This is a genomic window from Actinokineospora globicatena, assembly GCF_024171945.1.
Lineage (GTDB): Bacteria > Actinomycetota > Actinomycetes > Mycobacteriales > Pseudonocardiaceae > Actinokineospora > Actinokineospora globicatena.
This window is the reverse complement of sequence record NZ_JAMTCR010000006.1, coordinates 392,707-408,621: the sequence shown is the minus strand read 5'-3', so window position 1 is coordinate 408,621 and position 15,915 is coordinate 392,707. Positions and strand designations below refer to the sequence as shown.

The window sequence follows — 15,915 nt, the reverse complement described above, 5'->3', positions numbered from 1 at the left end:
CTTCGCTTCGCTGTCCTATCGAAGGTACGAACCGGGCGCTCGCGCTGACAGTCAGCGCTCTCGGGCGATCTGGTACTTTTCGCGGATGTCCCGGCGGAAGTCCCCCGGGCTCGCGCCGGTCTCGCGCTTGAAGAACCGCCCGAAGTACGACGGGTCGTCGAAGGCGAGCCGGTGGGCGATCTGGACCACGGTCAGGTCGGTCTGGGCCAGCAGCCGCTTGGCCTCCAGGGCCAGCGCGGCCCGGATCACCGCACCCGGGGTCGTGCCCAGGGCGGCGCGCACGAGGTCGGTGAGGTGACCGGCGGTGACCCCGATCCGCTCGGCGTAGGCGCCAACGGACCGCTCGGTGAGCACGTGCTTGGCCACGAGCCGGGTGAACCGCCAGACCAGCGACGACGACACCGGCACGCTCGGGTGCGCGCGCCGCAGCCGCTGGATGTGCACGAGCAGGATGTGCAGGTGCGCCTGGAGCATGGTGGCGTAGCCGGGTTCCCTGGCCCGGTACTCGCGGTCGATGTCGTCGAGTATCCCGTCGACCAGGCCGACCTGGTCGCCGCGCAGCCGCACCAGCGGGCTGCCGCCCGGCGCGGGCAGCAGCCCGCCGGGGTGCGCGAGCAGGAACTCCTCGGCGAAGACCAGCACCCGGCCGCGGATCTGCTCGGTGTCCTGCCAGAAGTGCACCTGGCCGGGGGCGAGCACGTACACCGAGTTCGGCTCGATGTCGTAGGGCTCGAAGTCGACGACGTGCACACCGCCGCCGCCGGTCAGGTACAGGACCTCGTAGAAGTCGTGCCGGTGCGGGAACCGCGCCCTGGTGAAGGACCCGATCTCGTCGAAGGTCCCGATGGCGAACGGCGACAGGCCGCTGGGCACCGGGACCTCGATCTCGTGCAGCGGCAGTGGCGGGGTGCTCGACCTGGCCATCGCGCCTCCTGGGCTCAGCCGCCCTTGGTCGCCAGGTTGATGCCCGGCTCGGGCAGCGCGGTCAGTCCATAGTGGCCGATGATCCGGTCCAGCGTCCCGTCGGACTTGAGCGCCTTGAGCGCCGCGAGCAGCGCCTCGGCCAGCTGGGTGTCGTCCTTGCGCAGGTACATGCCGACGTAGGTGGGCGCGAAGTCCTGCGAGACGATCACGATCGGCGCGCCCTGGGTGCTGATGGCGTACTTGGCCTGCTCGGTCACCGCGACCTGGAAGTCGGCCTGCCCGGAGCGCAGCGCCAGGTCGGCGTCCTGGGCGGTCGGGAACTGGCGGACCTCCGCGCCCGGCTTGCCCTTGCCCGCGCACGCCTGGGAGATCTCCTCGGCGTGCTGGACGTCGGTGGTGCCGCGGATGGTGGCGATCCGCTTGCCGCACGCGTCGTCGACGGAGGTGTACTTGCCCTCGTTCGCCTTCGCGGTGACCAGCACGCTCGCCGACTGCATGTAGTCGACGAACACACCCACGCGCTGGCGCTCCTCGGTGTCGGACAGGCCGTCGTCGGCCATGTCGAAGCGGCCCGCGGCCACCCCGGGCAGCAGGGCCTCCCAGGCGATGTTCTCGATCTCGTAGCCCAGCCCCAGCTTGGCCGCGACCGCCTTGCCGACGTCCGGGGTGATACCGCCGGTGATGTTGTTGCTCGCGTCGGTGAGCAGGTAAGGCAGGTTCGGCAAGGTGGTACCGACGTGCAGCTTGCCCGCGTCCTTGATCCGCTGCGGGAGCATGTCGTGCAGCTTCTGGTCCTTGCCCGGTAAGCCGGACTCGGCGGGGGCAGCGGGCTGCTTCGCCGCGCCGGGGTCACCGCACCCGGCGAGGAGCAGGGCGGCGGCTAGGACGGCCATACGTCTACGCATGATCGGTCTCCTTGTCGGGGTGTCGGTGGACGTGGGCGAGGAAGGCCGCCGTCCGCGGGGAGTCGGGGAAGCGCAGCACCCGGTCGGCGGGGCCGGACTCGACCACCACGCCGTCGTCCATGAACACCACGGTGTCGGCCACGTCGGCGGCGAAGCCGATCTCGTGGGTGACCACCACCATGGTCATGCCGCCCGCGGCCAGCCCGCGCATGACGGCCAGGACCTCGCCGACCAGTTCGGGGTCCAGCGCGCTGGTCGGCTCGTCGAACAGCAGCACCGACGGATTCATGGCCAGCGCGCGGGCGATCGCCACCCGCTGCTGCTGACCGCCGGAGAGCTGGCCGGGCAGCTTGTCGGCGTGGTCGGCGAGTCCGACCCTGGCCAGCAGGTCGCGCGCCTCCCGCTCGACCTCCGCCGGGTCGCGGCGCAGCACCCGGACCGGGCCGAGGGTGATGTTGCGCAGCGCGGTCAGGTGGCTGAACAGGTTGAACTGCTGGAACACCATGCCCATCCGCAGCCGGGCGCGGGCGATGTCCTTCTCGCTGCTCTCGTAGAGCCGCCCGTCGCGCTGCTCGTAGCCCACGAGCACGTCGTCGACCTGGACGAACCCGGCGTCGAGCGGCTCGAGGTGGTTGGCGCAGCGCAGCAGGGTGCTCTTGCCGCTGCCGGACGGGCCGATCACGCACACGACCTCGCCCGGTGCCACGTCCAGGTCGACGCCGCGCAGCACCTCCAGCCCGCCGAAGGACTTGCGCAGCCCGCGCAGCCGCAGTCCGCCCCTGGTGGTCGAGCCATCACCGGATACCGCGCTGCTCATCACGCCGCCGCCCATCGCTCGAGGAAGCGCTGGCCGATGCCCGCGAGGGTGACCAGGACCAGGTACCACCCGGTCGCCACCAGCAGCAGCGCGATGACCTGGTAGTTCTGCCCGTAGACCTGCTGCGCCCTGGTCATCAGGTCGCCGCCGCCGATCACCGAGACCAGCGAGGTCCCCTTGAGGATCAGCACGAACTGGTTGCCCAGGGCGGGCAGGATGACCCGGATCGACTGGGGCAGCACGATCAGCCTGGTGGCCCGCGCCCTGGTCATGCCGATGGTGAGCGCGGCGTCGACCTGACCCCGGGGCACCGCGAGGAAACCGCCGCGGATGATCTCGGCGAGGTAGGCGGCCTCGTGCAGGCCGAGGCCCAGCATGGCGGCGAGGAACGGGGTGATCACCGCGTTCGTCTCGGCGAACCCGAGGCTGGGGAACAGCAGGGACAGGTTGAACCAGAACACGATCTGCACCACGAGGGGCACACCGCGGAAGAACCAGATGTAGCCGGACGCGGCCACCCCGGCGACCGGGTTGCGCGACTGGCTCATCATCGCCAGCACCGCGCCGAGCACCAGCCCGATGCCGAGCGTGGCGAAGGTGAGCACGAGCGTGGTGCCGACACCGGCCATGATCGGGGTCGACAGGAAGTAGTCGCCGATGACCACCCAGTCCAGGTTCGGGCTGGTCGCGACCGTGACCGCCAACCACCCGACCGCGGCCACGAGCACCGCCCCGACGCCCCACCGCGCCGCGAACCCCCTGCGGCGCACCACTTCCAGTGTGTGCGGTGTGTCCAGCACCATCCTCCCCCTCCAGCCGGGTGCGAAGGACGCTAGGCCGGAGCGGGGTCGGATTCTTGACTCTCCCTGCCAACTCCCCGACCGGTCCGCGCGGCCACGGAGAGTCACGTGGCGCGGGGTGCGGGGTGGCGCTCCCCGGCACTGGGGGCGCGGCCTCGTCAGCGGGAGCTGGGACGTGGACCCGCTGCGCGCGGGTCGGCGATCTGGTGCTCCCTTGGCGGGAGCGGCACTCGACCAACCCGTGCTATCCGGCTGCCGAGTCCACAGTGGATAGCGGTGGTCAGGCGGCGATGGGCATGTCCGTGACGCCGTAGAAGAGCTCGGCGCCCTTGTCGGTGAGGTGGATGGCGCGGATGGTGGTGTCGCTGGGGGCGATGGCGATGAGGTGGCGGCGCAGCAGGGCGGCGAGGATGTCGGACTGCCACAGCGGGAGCGAGCCCGCCGGGGTGCCGTCGTAGTGCGCCCAGCCGAAGCCGGTCAGGCTGTCGGAGTCACCGGTGTGGAACAGGACGGCGCCCTCGGAGACGTCGAACAGGGTGGCCATCACGTCGTCCTCGGTCATGTCGACCCGGGCCTCGATCCAGACCGGCGCGGCGGTGGCGGTCATGGTGGCGGTGTCCATGGTGGCGGTGGTGGTGTTCATGGTGCGCTCCTCGGTGCTCGGGGTCATGGACTCATCCTTGCCCGGCGACGGCGGCGGCCGCATGGGAACTACCCGGACAGCTCTCGGTCCGCACCCGGCCCGCAACCGTTCAGCCCCGCAGAGATCCTTGCCCACCAACGGATCGGGGTAATCAGTCCGATAGGGACGACCGAGCTCTCATGACACTGCGTGGGTCACCGCCACCCACACGGGGATCCGAGATCGCCCTTCACTGCCAGTTGCCCCACGAAATCCACACCAAGCGTTACCACAGCGGGCATCCACAGCGGGCATCCACAGCGGGCATCCACACCGGACTAGCGGTGCGCCACCGGGTGGTTCAGGCCGTCGCGGGCGTCGGCGGGGGACCAGGCGGCGGGGAGGGTGAAGGTGAAGCGGGAGCCGCCGTCGGGGTTGTCGGTGGCGGTGATGGTGCCGCCGTGCCGTTCGACGATGCGCTTGCAGATGGCCAGGCCGAGGCCGGTGCCCTGGTGCGTGGTGTGCCGGTGCGCGCGGTGGAAGTTGTCGAAGATGATCTCGTGTTGGCCCGCCGGGATGCCGATGCCGTTGTCGGTCACCGTCACCTGCACCAGGTCGCCGCGCTGGTCGCCGCTGATGGCCACGTGGGCGGTGGTGCCGGGCGCGGTGTACTTGACCGCGTTGCCGACGATGTTGTCCACCAGCTGCCGCACGAGCACCGCGTCGGCGGTCACCACGGGCAGCGCGCCGATGGTGAACACCGGCACCGGCAGGCCCGCGGCGGCCGCGCTGTCGGAGCGGGCGGCGGCGATGTCGGTGACCAGGTCGGCCAGCTCCACCCTGGTCGGGGCGATGGCCGCGTCGCGGGCGGTGGTGTAGGCGAGCAGGTCGTTGATGAGCCCGCGCATCCGGCCGGTGGAGCGCTTGACCCGGACCAGGCCCTGGCGGGCGCGGTCGACCATCGGGCTGTTCGGCGCGTCCTGCAGCGCCTCGTCCGCGTCGTCGGTCCAGCCCTCGGCGGCGGTCAGCGGGTTGAGCAGGTCGTGCGCGACCACCCCGGCGAACGCGGCGAGCTCGTCGCGGTGGCGGCGCTCGGCGGTGACGTCGTGGAACAGCACGACGGCGTTGTGCCCGCCGTGGTCGTCGGGCAGCGCGGTGGTGCGGACGTTGATGATCCGCCCGTCCGGCACGCCGGGGTTGCGGACCAGCACGTCGACCGGCTCGATCTGCTCCCCCGAGGCCAAGCGCACGTGCGGCATCTCGGCGGCGGTCAGCGGGGTGCCGTCGAGGTGGAAGAAGCCGTAGTGGCCGCTGTCGACCACCGTGTCGTCCGGGCTTATCCGGCCGCCGAGCAGCCGCAGCGCGGCCGGGTTGCGCAACGTGATCCGGCCCTCGGCGTCCACCACGGACAGGCCGTCGGCCATGGAGTCGATGATGGCCCGCTTGAGCGCGGCCCGGCGGCCCGCGGCGTCCTTCTCCTGGGCGAGCTGGTGGACCAGGGTGTCGCGCTCGTCGCGGCTCAGCGCCAGCGCGAACCCGATGACCGCCACGACGGTCACGAACAGCTGCACGACGAGCGCACGCACCGCGGTGGACTCCACGGCCGCGAACGGCCCGTCACCGTTCAGTGTGAACACCACCGCGACGACGGCCACGGACAGGGTGTGCAGTGCCACGAACGTGGTGGGCAGCCGGACCGCCGCCCACACCGTCAGCGCGATCAGCGTCGAGGCCACCGGCAGCCCGTGGGTGGTACCGAAGCCCACCGCGTACGCGCCGACCGAGCAGAGGATCACCAGGGCGCACTCGGCCGGGACCGCGGCGCCGCCGCAGGGTGTCGCCGGGTCGCGCCTGGCCGCCCAGCGGGTCGCCACGGTGCGGGCCACGCACAACCCGGTCATGCCCACCACCAGCACGCCCGCGAAGTTGCGGGCCATCCACACCGCGACGGTGATCAGCGAGAAGTGCCCCGTGGCCAGCCACAGCCCGGAGGTGCCCACGACGGCCCCGGTGGACGCGGCCAGGTAGGCGGCGGCGAGCACCCGCCACAGGTCGCGCGGGCCCTGCAGACCGCCCTCGGGCCGCAGCGACCACAGCAGCGGCCGCCAGCGCGAGATCAGCACGACGAACACCGACACCTGGGCCAGGTTCGAGACGACGAACACCACCGCCTGCCCCGCACTGGCGTTGGTGAGCATGTTGACCACGACCGTGGTCGCCGAGAAGGCCACCACGTCGACCCGCAGGTCGGCGACGCCGCGCTGCGCGCAGAACCACATGACCGCGACCCCCGCCGCGGGCCACACCAGGCTCAGGCTCATCTGGTCGAGCACGGTCAGCCTGCCCGCCAGCGTCGCCACGACGTAGAGCGCGGTGAACGCCGCCGTGCGCGCCAGCGGGTAGGACAACACCGAGCCCGGTGGCTCGTCGGGCTCCGGTCTCCTCGGCCGCGGCACAGCCCTGGTGATGCGCACTAGACCAACCCCTCCGCGTTCCCGTCCGCGAGCAGCTCCCGCACCGCGGCCCGCAGCCGCTCACCGCTGGAGGGCTTGCCCACGTAGACCGCCCGCGCCGCGCGCATCCGCTCGACGTCGGCGCCCGACCACAGCACGCTGAGGAAGATGGCGGGCAGCCGCTCGTCGAGCTCCCTGAGCCGGTGCAGCAGGTCGACCCCGTCCATCCCCGGCATGGCCACGTCCAGCACCACCGCGTGCGGCAGGCCGTCGCGCTCGACGGCGGCCAGCGCCAGCACCCCGCTCTCGACGGCCAGCACCTCGTGGCCGTCCTCGCGCAACCACTGCGCGATGAGATCACGGACGTCGGTGTCGTCCTCCACGACCAGCACGCGGGCCACGGCGCCTCCCCACCCCGAACTCCCCTGCCCCGGTACCACTGGGGACCACTGGCGTGATCCCCGCGTGATCCCCGGCCACCCCACTCCACCACGCACCGGCGACCCGCGCGATCCGATCATGACCGGACCAGGTCGACGATCACGTGTGGACGGTGTTCGACTCCGGCTGGGAGCGGCCGAACCCGACGCGCGCGCCGGGCCGCCGCGCCCACGATCACGCGCCAGGGCAGCGAAACGCCAAACGGGCCGTGCCTGCTGCGACGGGGAAGCCAGCAGGCACGGCCCAGAGCGTTCACGTTGTCCCGCAGCCGGTCCAGGGGCCGGGACAGCGCGTCAGCCCGGTCGGGATCAACTCTTGGGCATCAGCACGGAGTCGATGAGGTAGACGGTGGCGTTCGCGGTCTTCACGCCGCCGCAGATGACGTTGGCGTCGTTGACCTTGAGGTTGTTGCCGGAGCCGGTGACCTCGACGGCGCCCTTCTCCACGGTGGTCTGGGAGCCGACGATGGCGTCGGGCGACTTCTGGCCCGCGACCACGTGGTAGGTCAGGATCTTGGTCAGCAGCGCGTCATCGGTCTTGAGCTTCTCGATGGTGGCGGCGTCGATCTTCTTGAACGCGTCGTCGACCGGGGCGAAGACGGTGAACTCGCTGCCGTTGAGCGTGTCGACCAGGTTCACCTTGGGGTTGAGCTTGCCGGAGACGGCGGCGACCAGGGTGGTCAGCAGCGGGTTGTTGCTCGCGGCGACGGCGACCGGGTCGGCGGCCATGCCCGAGACGGAGCCCGCGCCGCTGGGCACGGCCTTGGCGTAGTCGGCGCACCCGGCGCCGACCAGGCCCGCGGCGGGGTCGGCCATGGCGGGCTTGGTGGTGGTCATCGGGGCCGCGGTGGTGGTGGTCGTCGCCGACGAGTTCGAGCCAGTTGCCGCGGTGTCGCTGTTCCCGCAGGCGGAGGCCACCAGCGCGAGGGCGCTGATCCCGGTGATGACGACGGCGGTACGAAGCTTGTTCTGCATGGCGCGTGCACTCCAGTGTGGGGGATGTCGAAGTCGCTCCATGGCGATGTCGACAGCGGTCGAATCGCTAGAGGACTGTGGGAGCGGGTCCCGGTGGGACTGGCTTCGGTCTCGATAGGCGATTCGCGGCCGGGGTGGGCGGCGGATTGGTCGGGTTCCAAGAAATTTCTCGGATCCCGGTGAGCCGGGTCGACAGAAGGGGGTCGGACCGGCGCGCGCGCCCGCTGACCTGGCGCGATCCGACCCGGCACCAGGACGGGCGCTTGTTTGTCCACAGTGGACGATCTGGCCCGGGCGGCGCGGAACGCGATTCCCTTTCGGCTCTAGGCGAATTCGATGATCGCGGCCGCGCGCAAGGGGTCTCGACCAACATCACCCGAAGAGGGCGATTCGCGGGCAAACCCCGGCGATCGTGCTGAGGAATTCGATCGACGACCGCATCCTCATGACCATGACCCGCACGCCTCCGGCCGACAAGGCGGAGACCACCGCCCACCCGCGCCGGACCAGGACCTGAGGTGAGCATGGAGCGGACCGCGGACGAGGTCGCCAGACCCGAGTTCACCAGCACCGGGCCCAGCCACGTCGACCCGCTCGTGCACGAGCGCGCCAAGCCGGGTGGCCGCATCCCCCGACCGAGCCCCAACGCCTACCGGATCAGCTCGACCACGCTCGACACCGGTGCGGTCGTCGTGCGGGTGACCGGTTTGCCCGACCACAACGCGGCGCAGGAGTTCGGCGCGGCGCTGACCGCGGCGGTGGACACGCGGCCCCCGCTGCTCGTTGCGGACCTGTTCGGTCTGCGCACCGCGGGCAAGGGCATCGCGGACGCGCTGCTGTCGGCCTACCACCGGGGGCGGCCGTCGACGTGCCTGCGGGTGGTGGCCAGGCAGGTGGCGGCACTGCGCGGGCTCAGCAAGACACCGGTCTGGGAGCTTGTGGAGATCTACCCCACCGTCGCCTACGCCGTGCGCACACCGTGGGTCTGAGCCGGTCGGGTCGGCGCCGTCCCTGATCGCGCCCCTGCTTGTCACCGAGGTCGAGACCGCCGGGGTCCAAGGCCGCCCTGATATCCGCACCGACGAGAGGAACCCATGAGATCAGCGACCCGAATCGCGCTCGGCATGGCGATGGCCTGCGTGCTGGCCTGCCAGCTCGTGACCCCGGCGGCGGCCGCCCGGGGAACGTTCACCTTCTACGACGACGACGGCGGCGCGGGCGTCGTGGACCCGCGTGACAACACCTGCTACCCGCTGGGCTCCACCGTCCGCCGGGTGGAGAACCGCACCGACCGCCAAGCCGTCCTCTACAACTCGACCGACTGCACCGGGAAGTCCGCGCTGGTGCTGCCGCCCCGCAAGGGCCGGGACATCGCGAAGGTCACCGCGGTGGTGTTCGTGCGGACCCGCCGCTAGGCACGGCGACCCGACGGTGGGCGAGGTGGGGGTTCGGGGCGGCCCACCTCGCCCACCGGACGCCGGTACCGGCGTCGGGGGGAGGTCCCTCAGCCGGGCTGGTCGGCGGCGGGCAGCGGCAGCAGGCCGTGCTCGGCGAAGACGGCCTTGGCCACCAGCACCGCGTTGAACACCCGCGGGTTCCCGGCGAACGCGAGCAGGTGGATGATCGTCTCCACCACCTGCTGCGGGGTCACGCCGACCGCGAGCGCGGCGGTGATGTGGAAGCGCAGCTGCCGCTCGGTGTCGCCCAGGGTGACCAGCGACGCGATCGTCACCAGCTGCCGGTGCGGCAGGTCGAGGCCGGGCCGGGTGTAGAGGTCGCCGAAGGCGAACTCGCCGACCAACCGGGCCAGGTCCGGGGCGACGTCGGCGAGCGGGGCGACGATGGCGTCGATGTCGCCGCCCATCTCGGCCAGCCGGGCGGCGCCGCGGCGGAAGCGCTCGGTCGGCATCAGACCGCGACGGGCGCGGTGTGCTTCTGGATGAACCCGACCACGCGCTCCCACGCGTCGTCGCAGGCCTCCTGCCACTCCGCGTAGCTGGCGTCGAAGAAGGAGTGCGGCGCGCCCTCGTAGACGTGCAGGTCGTAGTCCTTGCCCGCGGCGTCGAGCTTGCCCGCGAACTCCTGGAACTCCTCCTGCGAGGTCGCCACGTCCTCGCCCGCGAGCAGGAGCAGCAGCGGCGCGGAGATGTCGTCGACGACGTCGTTGACCAGCCTGGGCAGGCCGTAGAAGCCGATCACGCCGGTGACGCCGAGGGCACCGGCGGACAGGCGCCACGACTGGCCGCCGCCGAAGCAGAACCCGACGGTGAAGACCGGACCGGTGTTGTGCTGCTCGAGGTAGGTGGCCGCGGCGCGCACGTCGGCGGCGACCTCCTCGGGCTTGACCTGCGGGAGCAGCGGCTGCCACTCGAACTTGTCGTCGCGCACGCCCGGGCCCGCGGTGCGGCCGTAGTAGTCGATCGCCGCGGTGGTGTAGCCCGCCTGCGCGAACCGGTTGGCCAGCGCCTGGTAGTACGGGTGGGTGCCGCGGATGTCGGGCAGGATCACGATGTTGACCCCGTTGGGCTCGGCCGGGATCGACCGGAACGCCGAGAACGCGGTGCCGTCCGCGGAGGTCAGCTCGAGCAGACCCTCCTCGGCGACCTCACCGGGGTTGTCGAGAGCGGGGGGCCTGCTGTCGGTGCTGTGGCACATCGCGCGAACCTTTCAGGTGGTCAGGAGCTGACCGGGCCCACAGTGACCGCCGCTGAGGGTGGCAACCAGGCCCCTGGTGTTACTGGTACCGACAGGACCACGCTGCGCACCGGCGGTCTCGGGCACACTCGGGGCGTGGACGATCGCAACGAGCTCGGCCGGTTCCTCAAGTCCCGGCGCGCCCGAGTGGACCCGGCCGACGTCGGCATCGCCGTGCACGCCAGGCGCCGGGTCGCGGGGCTGCGGCGCGAGGAGGTCGCGTCCCTGGCGGGGATCAGCGTCGAGTACTACGTGCGGCTGGAGCAGGGGCGCGCCAGCAGGCCGTCGGAGTCGGTGCTGGAGGCGCTGGCCCGCGCGCTGACCCTCGACGACGTGGAGCGCCGCTACCTCGACGAGCTGGTCCGGCCCCGCCCGGCGGCGACCCGGGGTCCGCGGACCGAGCGGGCCCGGCCGGAGCTGGCGCAGCTGCTGTCGTTCCTGGACCGGGTGCCCGCCCTGGTGATCAACCACCGGCTGGACGTGCTCGCCTGGAACCACCTCGCCGGGCAGCTGTTCTTCGACTTCGCCGCCGCGTCCCCCCGCCAGCGCAACCTGGCCCGCTTCGGCTTCCTCGACCCGAACAGCCAGGAGCGCTTCGTCGACTGGCAGGACGTCTGCCGGGCCACCGCGGGCACCCTCCGCTTGGCCGCGGGCCGCCACACCCACGACGAGGCCCTGGCCACCCTGCTCGGCGAACTGACCATGAAGAGCGACCTGTTCCGCACCCTGTGGGCGGGCCGGGACGTCAAGCAGCGCACCCACGGCACCAAGCGCTTCCGCCACCCGGTCGTCGGCGAACTCACCCTCCGCTTCGAGAACTTCGACCTCCCCGGCGAATCCGACCAACGGCTGGTGACCTTCTCCCCCGAACCCGCCAGTCCCGCCGAGCAGGCCCTCTCCCTCCTGGCCATGTGGAGCACCCCACCCCTCCACGACGCCGTAGAGGAACCAACCGCCTAGCCCTGTTCGCCATCGGCATCGGCGCCCTGGGCACGGCGCCGCACTGTGCTGACCGATGAGCGGGTGCGGCGCCAGGCCACGGTTACGGCAGTGAGGGCGACTGCGGCCATGGTGGCTTGGCGGCCGTCGTCGGCGGTGGCGACCACGGCGACGTAGGCGAAGCGGCCGGGGGCGGCGGCTGGGTCGCCGCGGACGAAGTCGGGGGCGAGGGTGTAGACCGGGAGGCCGGAGCCCGCGACGGTGATCGTCGCGGGCTCCGGCTGACCGCCCTGCTTGAAGTTGGTCCTGGCGATGCTGATCGCCTGCGGCGTGGTGGCCGCGGCTACCGCGGCGGCGAGGGCCGTGCGCGGTAGCGGGACCACTTCGGCGCGGCGCACCGGGTCCGCGTGGGCCTGCGGAGCCGACAGGGCGAGCGCGGCGACGACGAGGGCCACAGTGGACAGTCGGAACCGGGTGGGCCGGGGCATCGGCGGTCAGGCCCTCCGGATCCCGGAGACCGAGTCGGTCCAGGCGAACTGGTTGTTGTACAGGTAGTTGTTGTACGACGAGGTCCAGTACCGGTTGTAGCTGGCCCACGGGTCGCCGACGCTGATGGTGCCGTTGGTCGCGTCGTAGCCGTAGATCACCTCGGCGTGCGCGCCGCCGGAGGACCACGAGATCACCGTGGCGAACCCGGCCACGACGGCTAACCGCCGACCGCCCACAGCGAAACGGTCACCCGCGCCCACAAAGGGCAGCGGGTGACCGTTATCGCCGATTTCACCCGGCCCAGGAGACCGCCGCGGCGTGGCTGTCCTCGAACATCCGGTAACTGGTGATAAGCCCGTCGACCACCCGCACGTGCAGGGCGAACGCGCTGGCGAACACCTTGTCGGTCGCGGTGATCCGGTGCGCCAACGAGCCGAGCACGACCCCGTCGGCGCCGTCCACCACGATCCGGTCGATGTCGAAGACCTCGGTGTTGACGTCCTCCAGGGCGATGCGGAGGAACTCGTCGATGGCGGCGGCCTCGACGCGGCTGCCGGTCCACGGCACGGTGTCGGCGCCCGCGACGGCGAGTTCGGCGCCGTCGGCGAACAGTTCCAACATGCCGGGCCGGTCACCGGCGCCGAAGCGGGTGAAGAACTCGGTGATCGTGGCTTCGGTGTCGCGAGTGGACAATGCGATTCTCCTTAACGGGTAACGGTAAACTCAGCCGTGGAGCGCAGCGAGGTGCGCGCGCAGGGCGGGCAGGTCCGGTGTCTTGTCCACGGCGGCGACATACCCGTCCGGGCGCACGAGGGCGGCCATCGGACGACGTGGGCGCCAACCGATGGTCACCGGCGTGCCCTCGGCGTCGTCGACCACGCCCGCCTCGCTGATCTCGCGCACGGTGACCAGGTCGGGATGGCGGGCGGCGAGCTGGTCGGCGGTGTTCGTGGAACCGTGCACCACCAGGGTGTAGCGGTCGATCGGCAGCACGGCCCGCAGCGGCTCCGGTGCCAGGTACCCGCTGAGCAGCCGGTCGCGCTTGGTGCCCGCCCGCTTGGCCACCGGTCCGGTCACCGCCGGGTTCTCCGGGTAGTGGTTGGTCAACCCGGCCAGCCACGGCGAGTAGTACCGGTCGAACAGGCCCAGCTTCTCGGCCAGCCCGGCGGCCACGTCCCGGGACCGGATCTGCCACTTCTTCTTCAACATCCACGCCTTGGTCTGCACGTCGGCCTGGCGCACCACGGCGGCGGCCACCGACCGGCGTTCGACCTCGTAGGTGTCGAGCAGCACCGGGTCGGCCTTGCCCTGGTGGACCAGGGCGAGCTTCCACGCCAGGTTGTGCGCGTCGGTGACCCCGGTGTTGAGGCCCTGACCGCCCGCCGGGCTGTGGACGTGCGCGGAGTCGCCCGCGAGGAACACCCGGCCGACGCGCAGCCGCTCGGTGTGCCTGGCGTGGATGCTGAAGGTCGTCTTCCAGGACACGTCGTGGGTGCGCAGACCACCGGGGCCGCGCAGGTCGACGTAGTCCTGGAGGACCTGCTCGGTCAGCTCCTCCGGCTTCATCCCCGGCGGTCCGGCGGTGAACACCCGGAACCGCCCGTTGTAGAGCGGGATGAGCACCATGATGCCCTTGCTGGAGCAGTAGTAGTGCACCGCGTCGCGCTGCAGGTCGCCGTCCAGGCTGACGTCGGCGAGGATGAACACGTTGGGGTACGTGGCGCCGTGGAACTCCAGCCCGATCTGCTTGCGCACCAGGCTGCTCGCGCCGTCCGCGCCGATGAGGTAGGAGAACCGCTCGACGGTCTCGGTGCCGTCCGGAGCGGCGATGGCGGCCTCGACCCCGGTGCCGTCGTGGCGCACGGCGGTCACCGCGGTCTCCCACTCGATCACCCCGCCCGCGTCGGCGAGTGCCTTGCGCAGCAACGCCTCCACGTCCGGCTGGGTCACCACCGAGGGCTTGGTCTCGGCGTCGAAGGCGAGCGCGCAGACCTCGCGGCTCTCGGAGTAGTAGCGGAAGGCCTGGACCGGCAGCCCGTAGGTGTCCAGGTGCCCGGACCCGCCGAGCAGCCGGAACACCTCCAGGGTGCGTGGCCAGACCATCAGCGCCTTGGTCAACGGGCTCGGTTCGGCGGCCCGGTCGACCAGCCGCACCGGCACGCCGCGGCGGGCGAGTTCGGCGGCGGCGGTGAGCCCGACCGGGCCCGCGCCGACCACCAGGACCGGGGATGTCTCTGACATGGGTTTCGCCTCCAGTGAAGGGGATCAGGCGTGGACGGGCACAGCGGGGCGGTCGCGCAACATCACCGCGATCACCGGCGCGCCCAGTGCGCAGACCGCGGCGAGGATCCACAGCACGGTGTGGAACGCGCTGGTGTAGGAGCCGGAGACGAAGTCGACGAACGCGGCGCGGTGGGTCTCCCCCACCCGGGCTGCGACCGCCGCGATCTCGCCCTGGGCGACCTTGTTGGCCACCTCGCCGACCGCGCCCGCGTCGGGGTAGTCGGTCAGGCCGCCGAGACCGCCCCGGGTGAGGCTCACCAGCAGCGAGCCCATGCCCGCGATGGCAACGGCCTCACCGGTGAGCCGCATGGTGTTGAACATGCCCGCCGCCATGCCCGCGCGCGCCGGGTCGACGCTGCCGATCGCGGCGCCGTCGAGCAGGCCGAAGGAGATGCCGACGCCGGTGCCGATCACCAGCAGCGGCCCGATCAGCGTGCCCGCGCCCGCGGCCCGGTCGATCACGGTCAGCCAGGCGGCGCCCACGGCCACCAGCAGCAGGCTCACCCCCAGCAGCACCCTGGCCGGGATGGTCTTGGCGAGCGTGCCCGCGACGACCGGGAACACCAGCACCGGCACGGTCAGCAGGAGCATGGTCAGGCCCGCCTGCTTGGCACCCATGCCGGTGATGCCGATGAAGAACGACGGCAGGAACACCAGCAGGCAGACGAACCCGAAGGCCAGCAGCACCGGCATCAGGCACACCGCGACGAACCTGGGCTGCCGGAACAGCCCCAGATCGAACATCGGCCGAGCCTGCCTGCGCTCGACCGCCACGAACGCGACGATCAGCACGACGAACCCGGCGAACAGCGCGAGGACCAGCGCGTCGCCCCAGCCGCGCTGCGGGCCTTCGACAAGGGCCAGGGTCAACGCGACCAAGGCGCCGCTGAAGGTCGTGGTGCCCGGCCAGTCGACACCGGTGGCGTCCGGGTCACGCGACTCGCGCAACGCGGGCAGTGCCAACAGGACGGCCGCGGCGATGAGGGCGTGCGCGAAGAACACCGCGCGCCACCCCCACAGCGACACCAGCATCCCGGACGTCGACGGCCCGAGCGCCAGCCCCAGGCCGAACGACGACCCGAGCAACCCGAACGCCTTGAGCCGGGCCGGACCGTCGAAAGCCTGCGCCAGCAACGCCGACGCCGACGTCAGCACCATGGCCGCGCCGACACCGGCCAAGGCGCGCAACAGGTCGACCAGCACGATGTCGGACACCGCGCCGACGCCCGCGGTGCACAGCAGGAAGGCCAGCAGCCCGATGGTGAACATCCGCTTGCGGCCCAGCAGGTCGGCCAACGCCCCGGCGGCGAGCATCACCGACGCGAACGCGAGGTTGTAGGCGTTGACGACCCACTGCACGCTGACCAGGTCAGCACCGAGGTCGGACCCGATGTCGGGCAACGCGATCGACGTCCCGGTCAGCGACGCGGGCAGCAACCCGCACGCGACGCAGACCGCGATCAGGGTGATCGTCGCCGTGGCACGGCGCTCGACCGGGGGGAGGGTGGCGGACACGACAGCAGAACTCCTTGCGACAGAGGGGATCACGGCGAACACGATCAACGAGGCGACGC

General features: G+C 71.6%; 18 protein-coding genes. 3 read left to right on the top strand and 15 right to left on the bottom strand.

The window, feature by feature from the left end:
- Nucleotides 1-51: 51 nt before the first annotated feature.
- The 8 genes from LV79_RS29345 to LV79_RS29310 form a co-directional block, all read right to left on the bottom strand.
- Nucleotides 52-924: a helix-turn-helix domain-containing protein gene (locus tag LV79_RS29345; protein ID WP_253841528.1), complete on the bottom strand. Its 873-nt coding sequence runs from the start codon at nt 922-924 to the stop codon at nt 52-54.
- Nucleotides 925-938: 14 nt separating this feature from the next.
- The gene (locus LV79_RS29340) at nt 939-1,829 is read right to left on the bottom strand and encodes a transporter substrate-binding domain-containing protein (protein WP_253841527.1); all 891 of its coding nucleotides are present in this window, start codon (nt 1,827-1,829) and stop codon (nt 939-941) included.
- Nucleotides 1,822-2,646, bottom strand: a complete 825-nt coding sequence (locus LV79_RS29335; protein ID WP_253841526.1) for an amino acid ABC transporter ATP-binding protein — start codon at nt 2,644-2,646, stop codon at nt 1,822-1,824. The genes LV79_RS29340 and LV79_RS29335 overlap by 8 nt, the downstream gene beginning before the upstream one ends.
- Entirely contained in the window at nt 2,646-3,416 is a 771-nt protein-coding gene (locus LV79_RS29330; protein WP_253841525.1) for an amino acid ABC transporter permease, read from the bottom strand. The genes LV79_RS29335 and LV79_RS29330 overlap by 1 nt, the downstream gene beginning before the upstream one ends.
- Nucleotides 3,417-3,726: 310 nt before the next feature.
- On the bottom strand, nt 3,727-4,116 hold the full coding sequence (locus tag LV79_RS29325; RefSeq protein WP_253841524.1) for a hypothetical protein: 390 nt from the start codon (nt 4,114-4,116) through the stop codon (nt 3,727-3,729).
- Between the two features lie 290 nt (nt 4,117-4,406).
- Nucleotides 4,407-6,542 carry a sensor histidine kinase gene (locus tag LV79_RS29320; RefSeq protein ID WP_253841523.1) on the bottom strand — a complete coding sequence of 712 codons (2,136 nt, stop codon included), beginning with the start codon at nt 6,540-6,542 and terminating at the stop codon, nt 4,407-4,409.
- Nucleotides 6,542-6,922, bottom strand: coding sequence for a response regulator transcription factor (locus tag LV79_RS29315; RefSeq protein ID WP_253841522.1), 381 nt, complete (start codon nt 6,920-6,922; stop codon nt 6,542-6,544). The genes LV79_RS29320 and LV79_RS29315 overlap by 1 nt, the downstream gene beginning before the upstream one ends.
- A gap of 348 nt (nt 6,923-7,270) precedes the next feature.
- Nucleotides 7,271-7,936 carry a fasciclin domain-containing protein gene (locus LV79_RS29310; protein WP_253841521.1) on the bottom strand — a complete coding sequence of 222 codons (666 nt, stop codon included), beginning with the start codon at nt 7,934-7,936 and terminating at the stop codon, nt 7,271-7,273.
- Between the two features lie 518 nt (nt 7,937-8,454).
- Here LV79_RS29310 and LV79_RS29305 point away from each other — a divergent pair.
- Together LV79_RS29305 and LV79_RS29300 are read left to right on the top strand one after the other, a co-directional pair.
- Nucleotides 8,455-8,925: a hypothetical protein gene (locus LV79_RS29305; protein WP_253841520.1), complete on the top strand. Its 471-nt coding sequence runs from the start codon at nt 8,455-8,457 to the stop codon at nt 8,923-8,925.
- Nucleotides 8,926-9,030: 105 nt separating this feature from the next.
- Nucleotides 9,031-9,351: a hypothetical protein gene (locus LV79_RS29300; protein ID WP_253841519.1), complete on the top strand. Its 321-nt coding sequence runs from the start codon at nt 9,031-9,033 to the stop codon at nt 9,349-9,351.
- Between the two features lie 89 nt (nt 9,352-9,440).
- Here the strand turns inward: LV79_RS29300 and LV79_RS29295 are convergent, their stop codons facing one another.
- Both LV79_RS29295 and LV79_RS29290 read right to left on the bottom strand, forming a co-directional pair.
- Nucleotides 9,441-9,845 (bottom strand): carboxymuconolactone decarboxylase family protein, encoded by a 405-nt coding sequence (locus tag LV79_RS29295; RefSeq protein WP_253841518.1) that lies wholly within the window; start codon nt 9,843-9,845, stop codon nt 9,441-9,443.
- The gene (locus LV79_RS29290) at nt 9,845-10,591 is read right to left on the bottom strand and encodes a dienelactone hydrolase family protein (RefSeq protein ID WP_253841517.1); all 747 of its coding nucleotides are present in this window, start codon (nt 10,589-10,591) and stop codon (nt 9,845-9,847) included. Before LV79_RS29290 ends, LV79_RS29295 begins: the two co-directional genes overlap by 1 nt.
- A 135-nt stretch (nt 10,592-10,726) precedes the next feature.
- On the opposite strand from LV79_RS29290, the gene LV79_RS29285 reads away from it, so the two are divergent.
- Complete coding sequence (locus tag LV79_RS29285) at nt 10,727-11,590, top strand: helix-turn-helix transcriptional regulator (RefSeq protein WP_253841516.1); 864 nt, start codon at nt 10,727-10,729, stop codon at nt 11,588-11,590.
- Here the strand turns inward: LV79_RS29285 and LV79_RS29280 are convergent.
- Genes LV79_RS29280 through LV79_RS29260 form a run of 5 tightly spaced genes read right to left on the bottom strand, consistent with a single transcriptional unit; the run spans nt 11,587 to nt 15,856 of the window.
- A complete protein-coding gene (locus tag LV79_RS29280; protein ID WP_253841515.1) occupies nt 11,587-12,057 on the bottom strand; it encodes a hypothetical protein in 471 nt (156 codons plus the stop codon). The two genes, LV79_RS29285 and LV79_RS29280, sit on opposite strands and share 4 nt — an antisense overlap.
- Before the next feature lie 6 nt (nt 12,058-12,063).
- On the bottom strand, nt 12,064-12,294 hold the full coding sequence (locus LV79_RS29275; RefSeq protein WP_253841514.1) for a papain-like cysteine protease family protein: 231 nt from the start codon (nt 12,292-12,294) through the stop codon (nt 12,064-12,066).
- A 55-nt stretch (nt 12,295-12,349) separates the two neighbouring features.
- On the bottom strand, nt 12,350-12,751 hold the full coding sequence (locus tag LV79_RS29270; RefSeq protein ID WP_253841513.1) for a nuclear transport factor 2 family protein: 402 nt from the start codon (nt 12,749-12,751) through the stop codon (nt 12,350-12,352).
- A 30-nt stretch (nt 12,752-12,781) separates the two neighbouring features.
- Nucleotides 12,782-14,299 (bottom strand): FAD-dependent monooxygenase, encoded by a 1,518-nt coding sequence (locus LV79_RS29265; protein ID WP_253841512.1) that lies wholly within the window; start codon nt 14,297-14,299, stop codon nt 12,782-12,784.
- Between the two features lie 24 nt (nt 14,300-14,323).
- Entirely contained in the window at nt 14,324-15,856 is a 1,533-nt protein-coding gene (locus LV79_RS29260; protein WP_253841511.1) for an MFS transporter, read from the bottom strand.
- Nucleotides 15,857-15,915 lie beyond the last annotated feature (59 nt).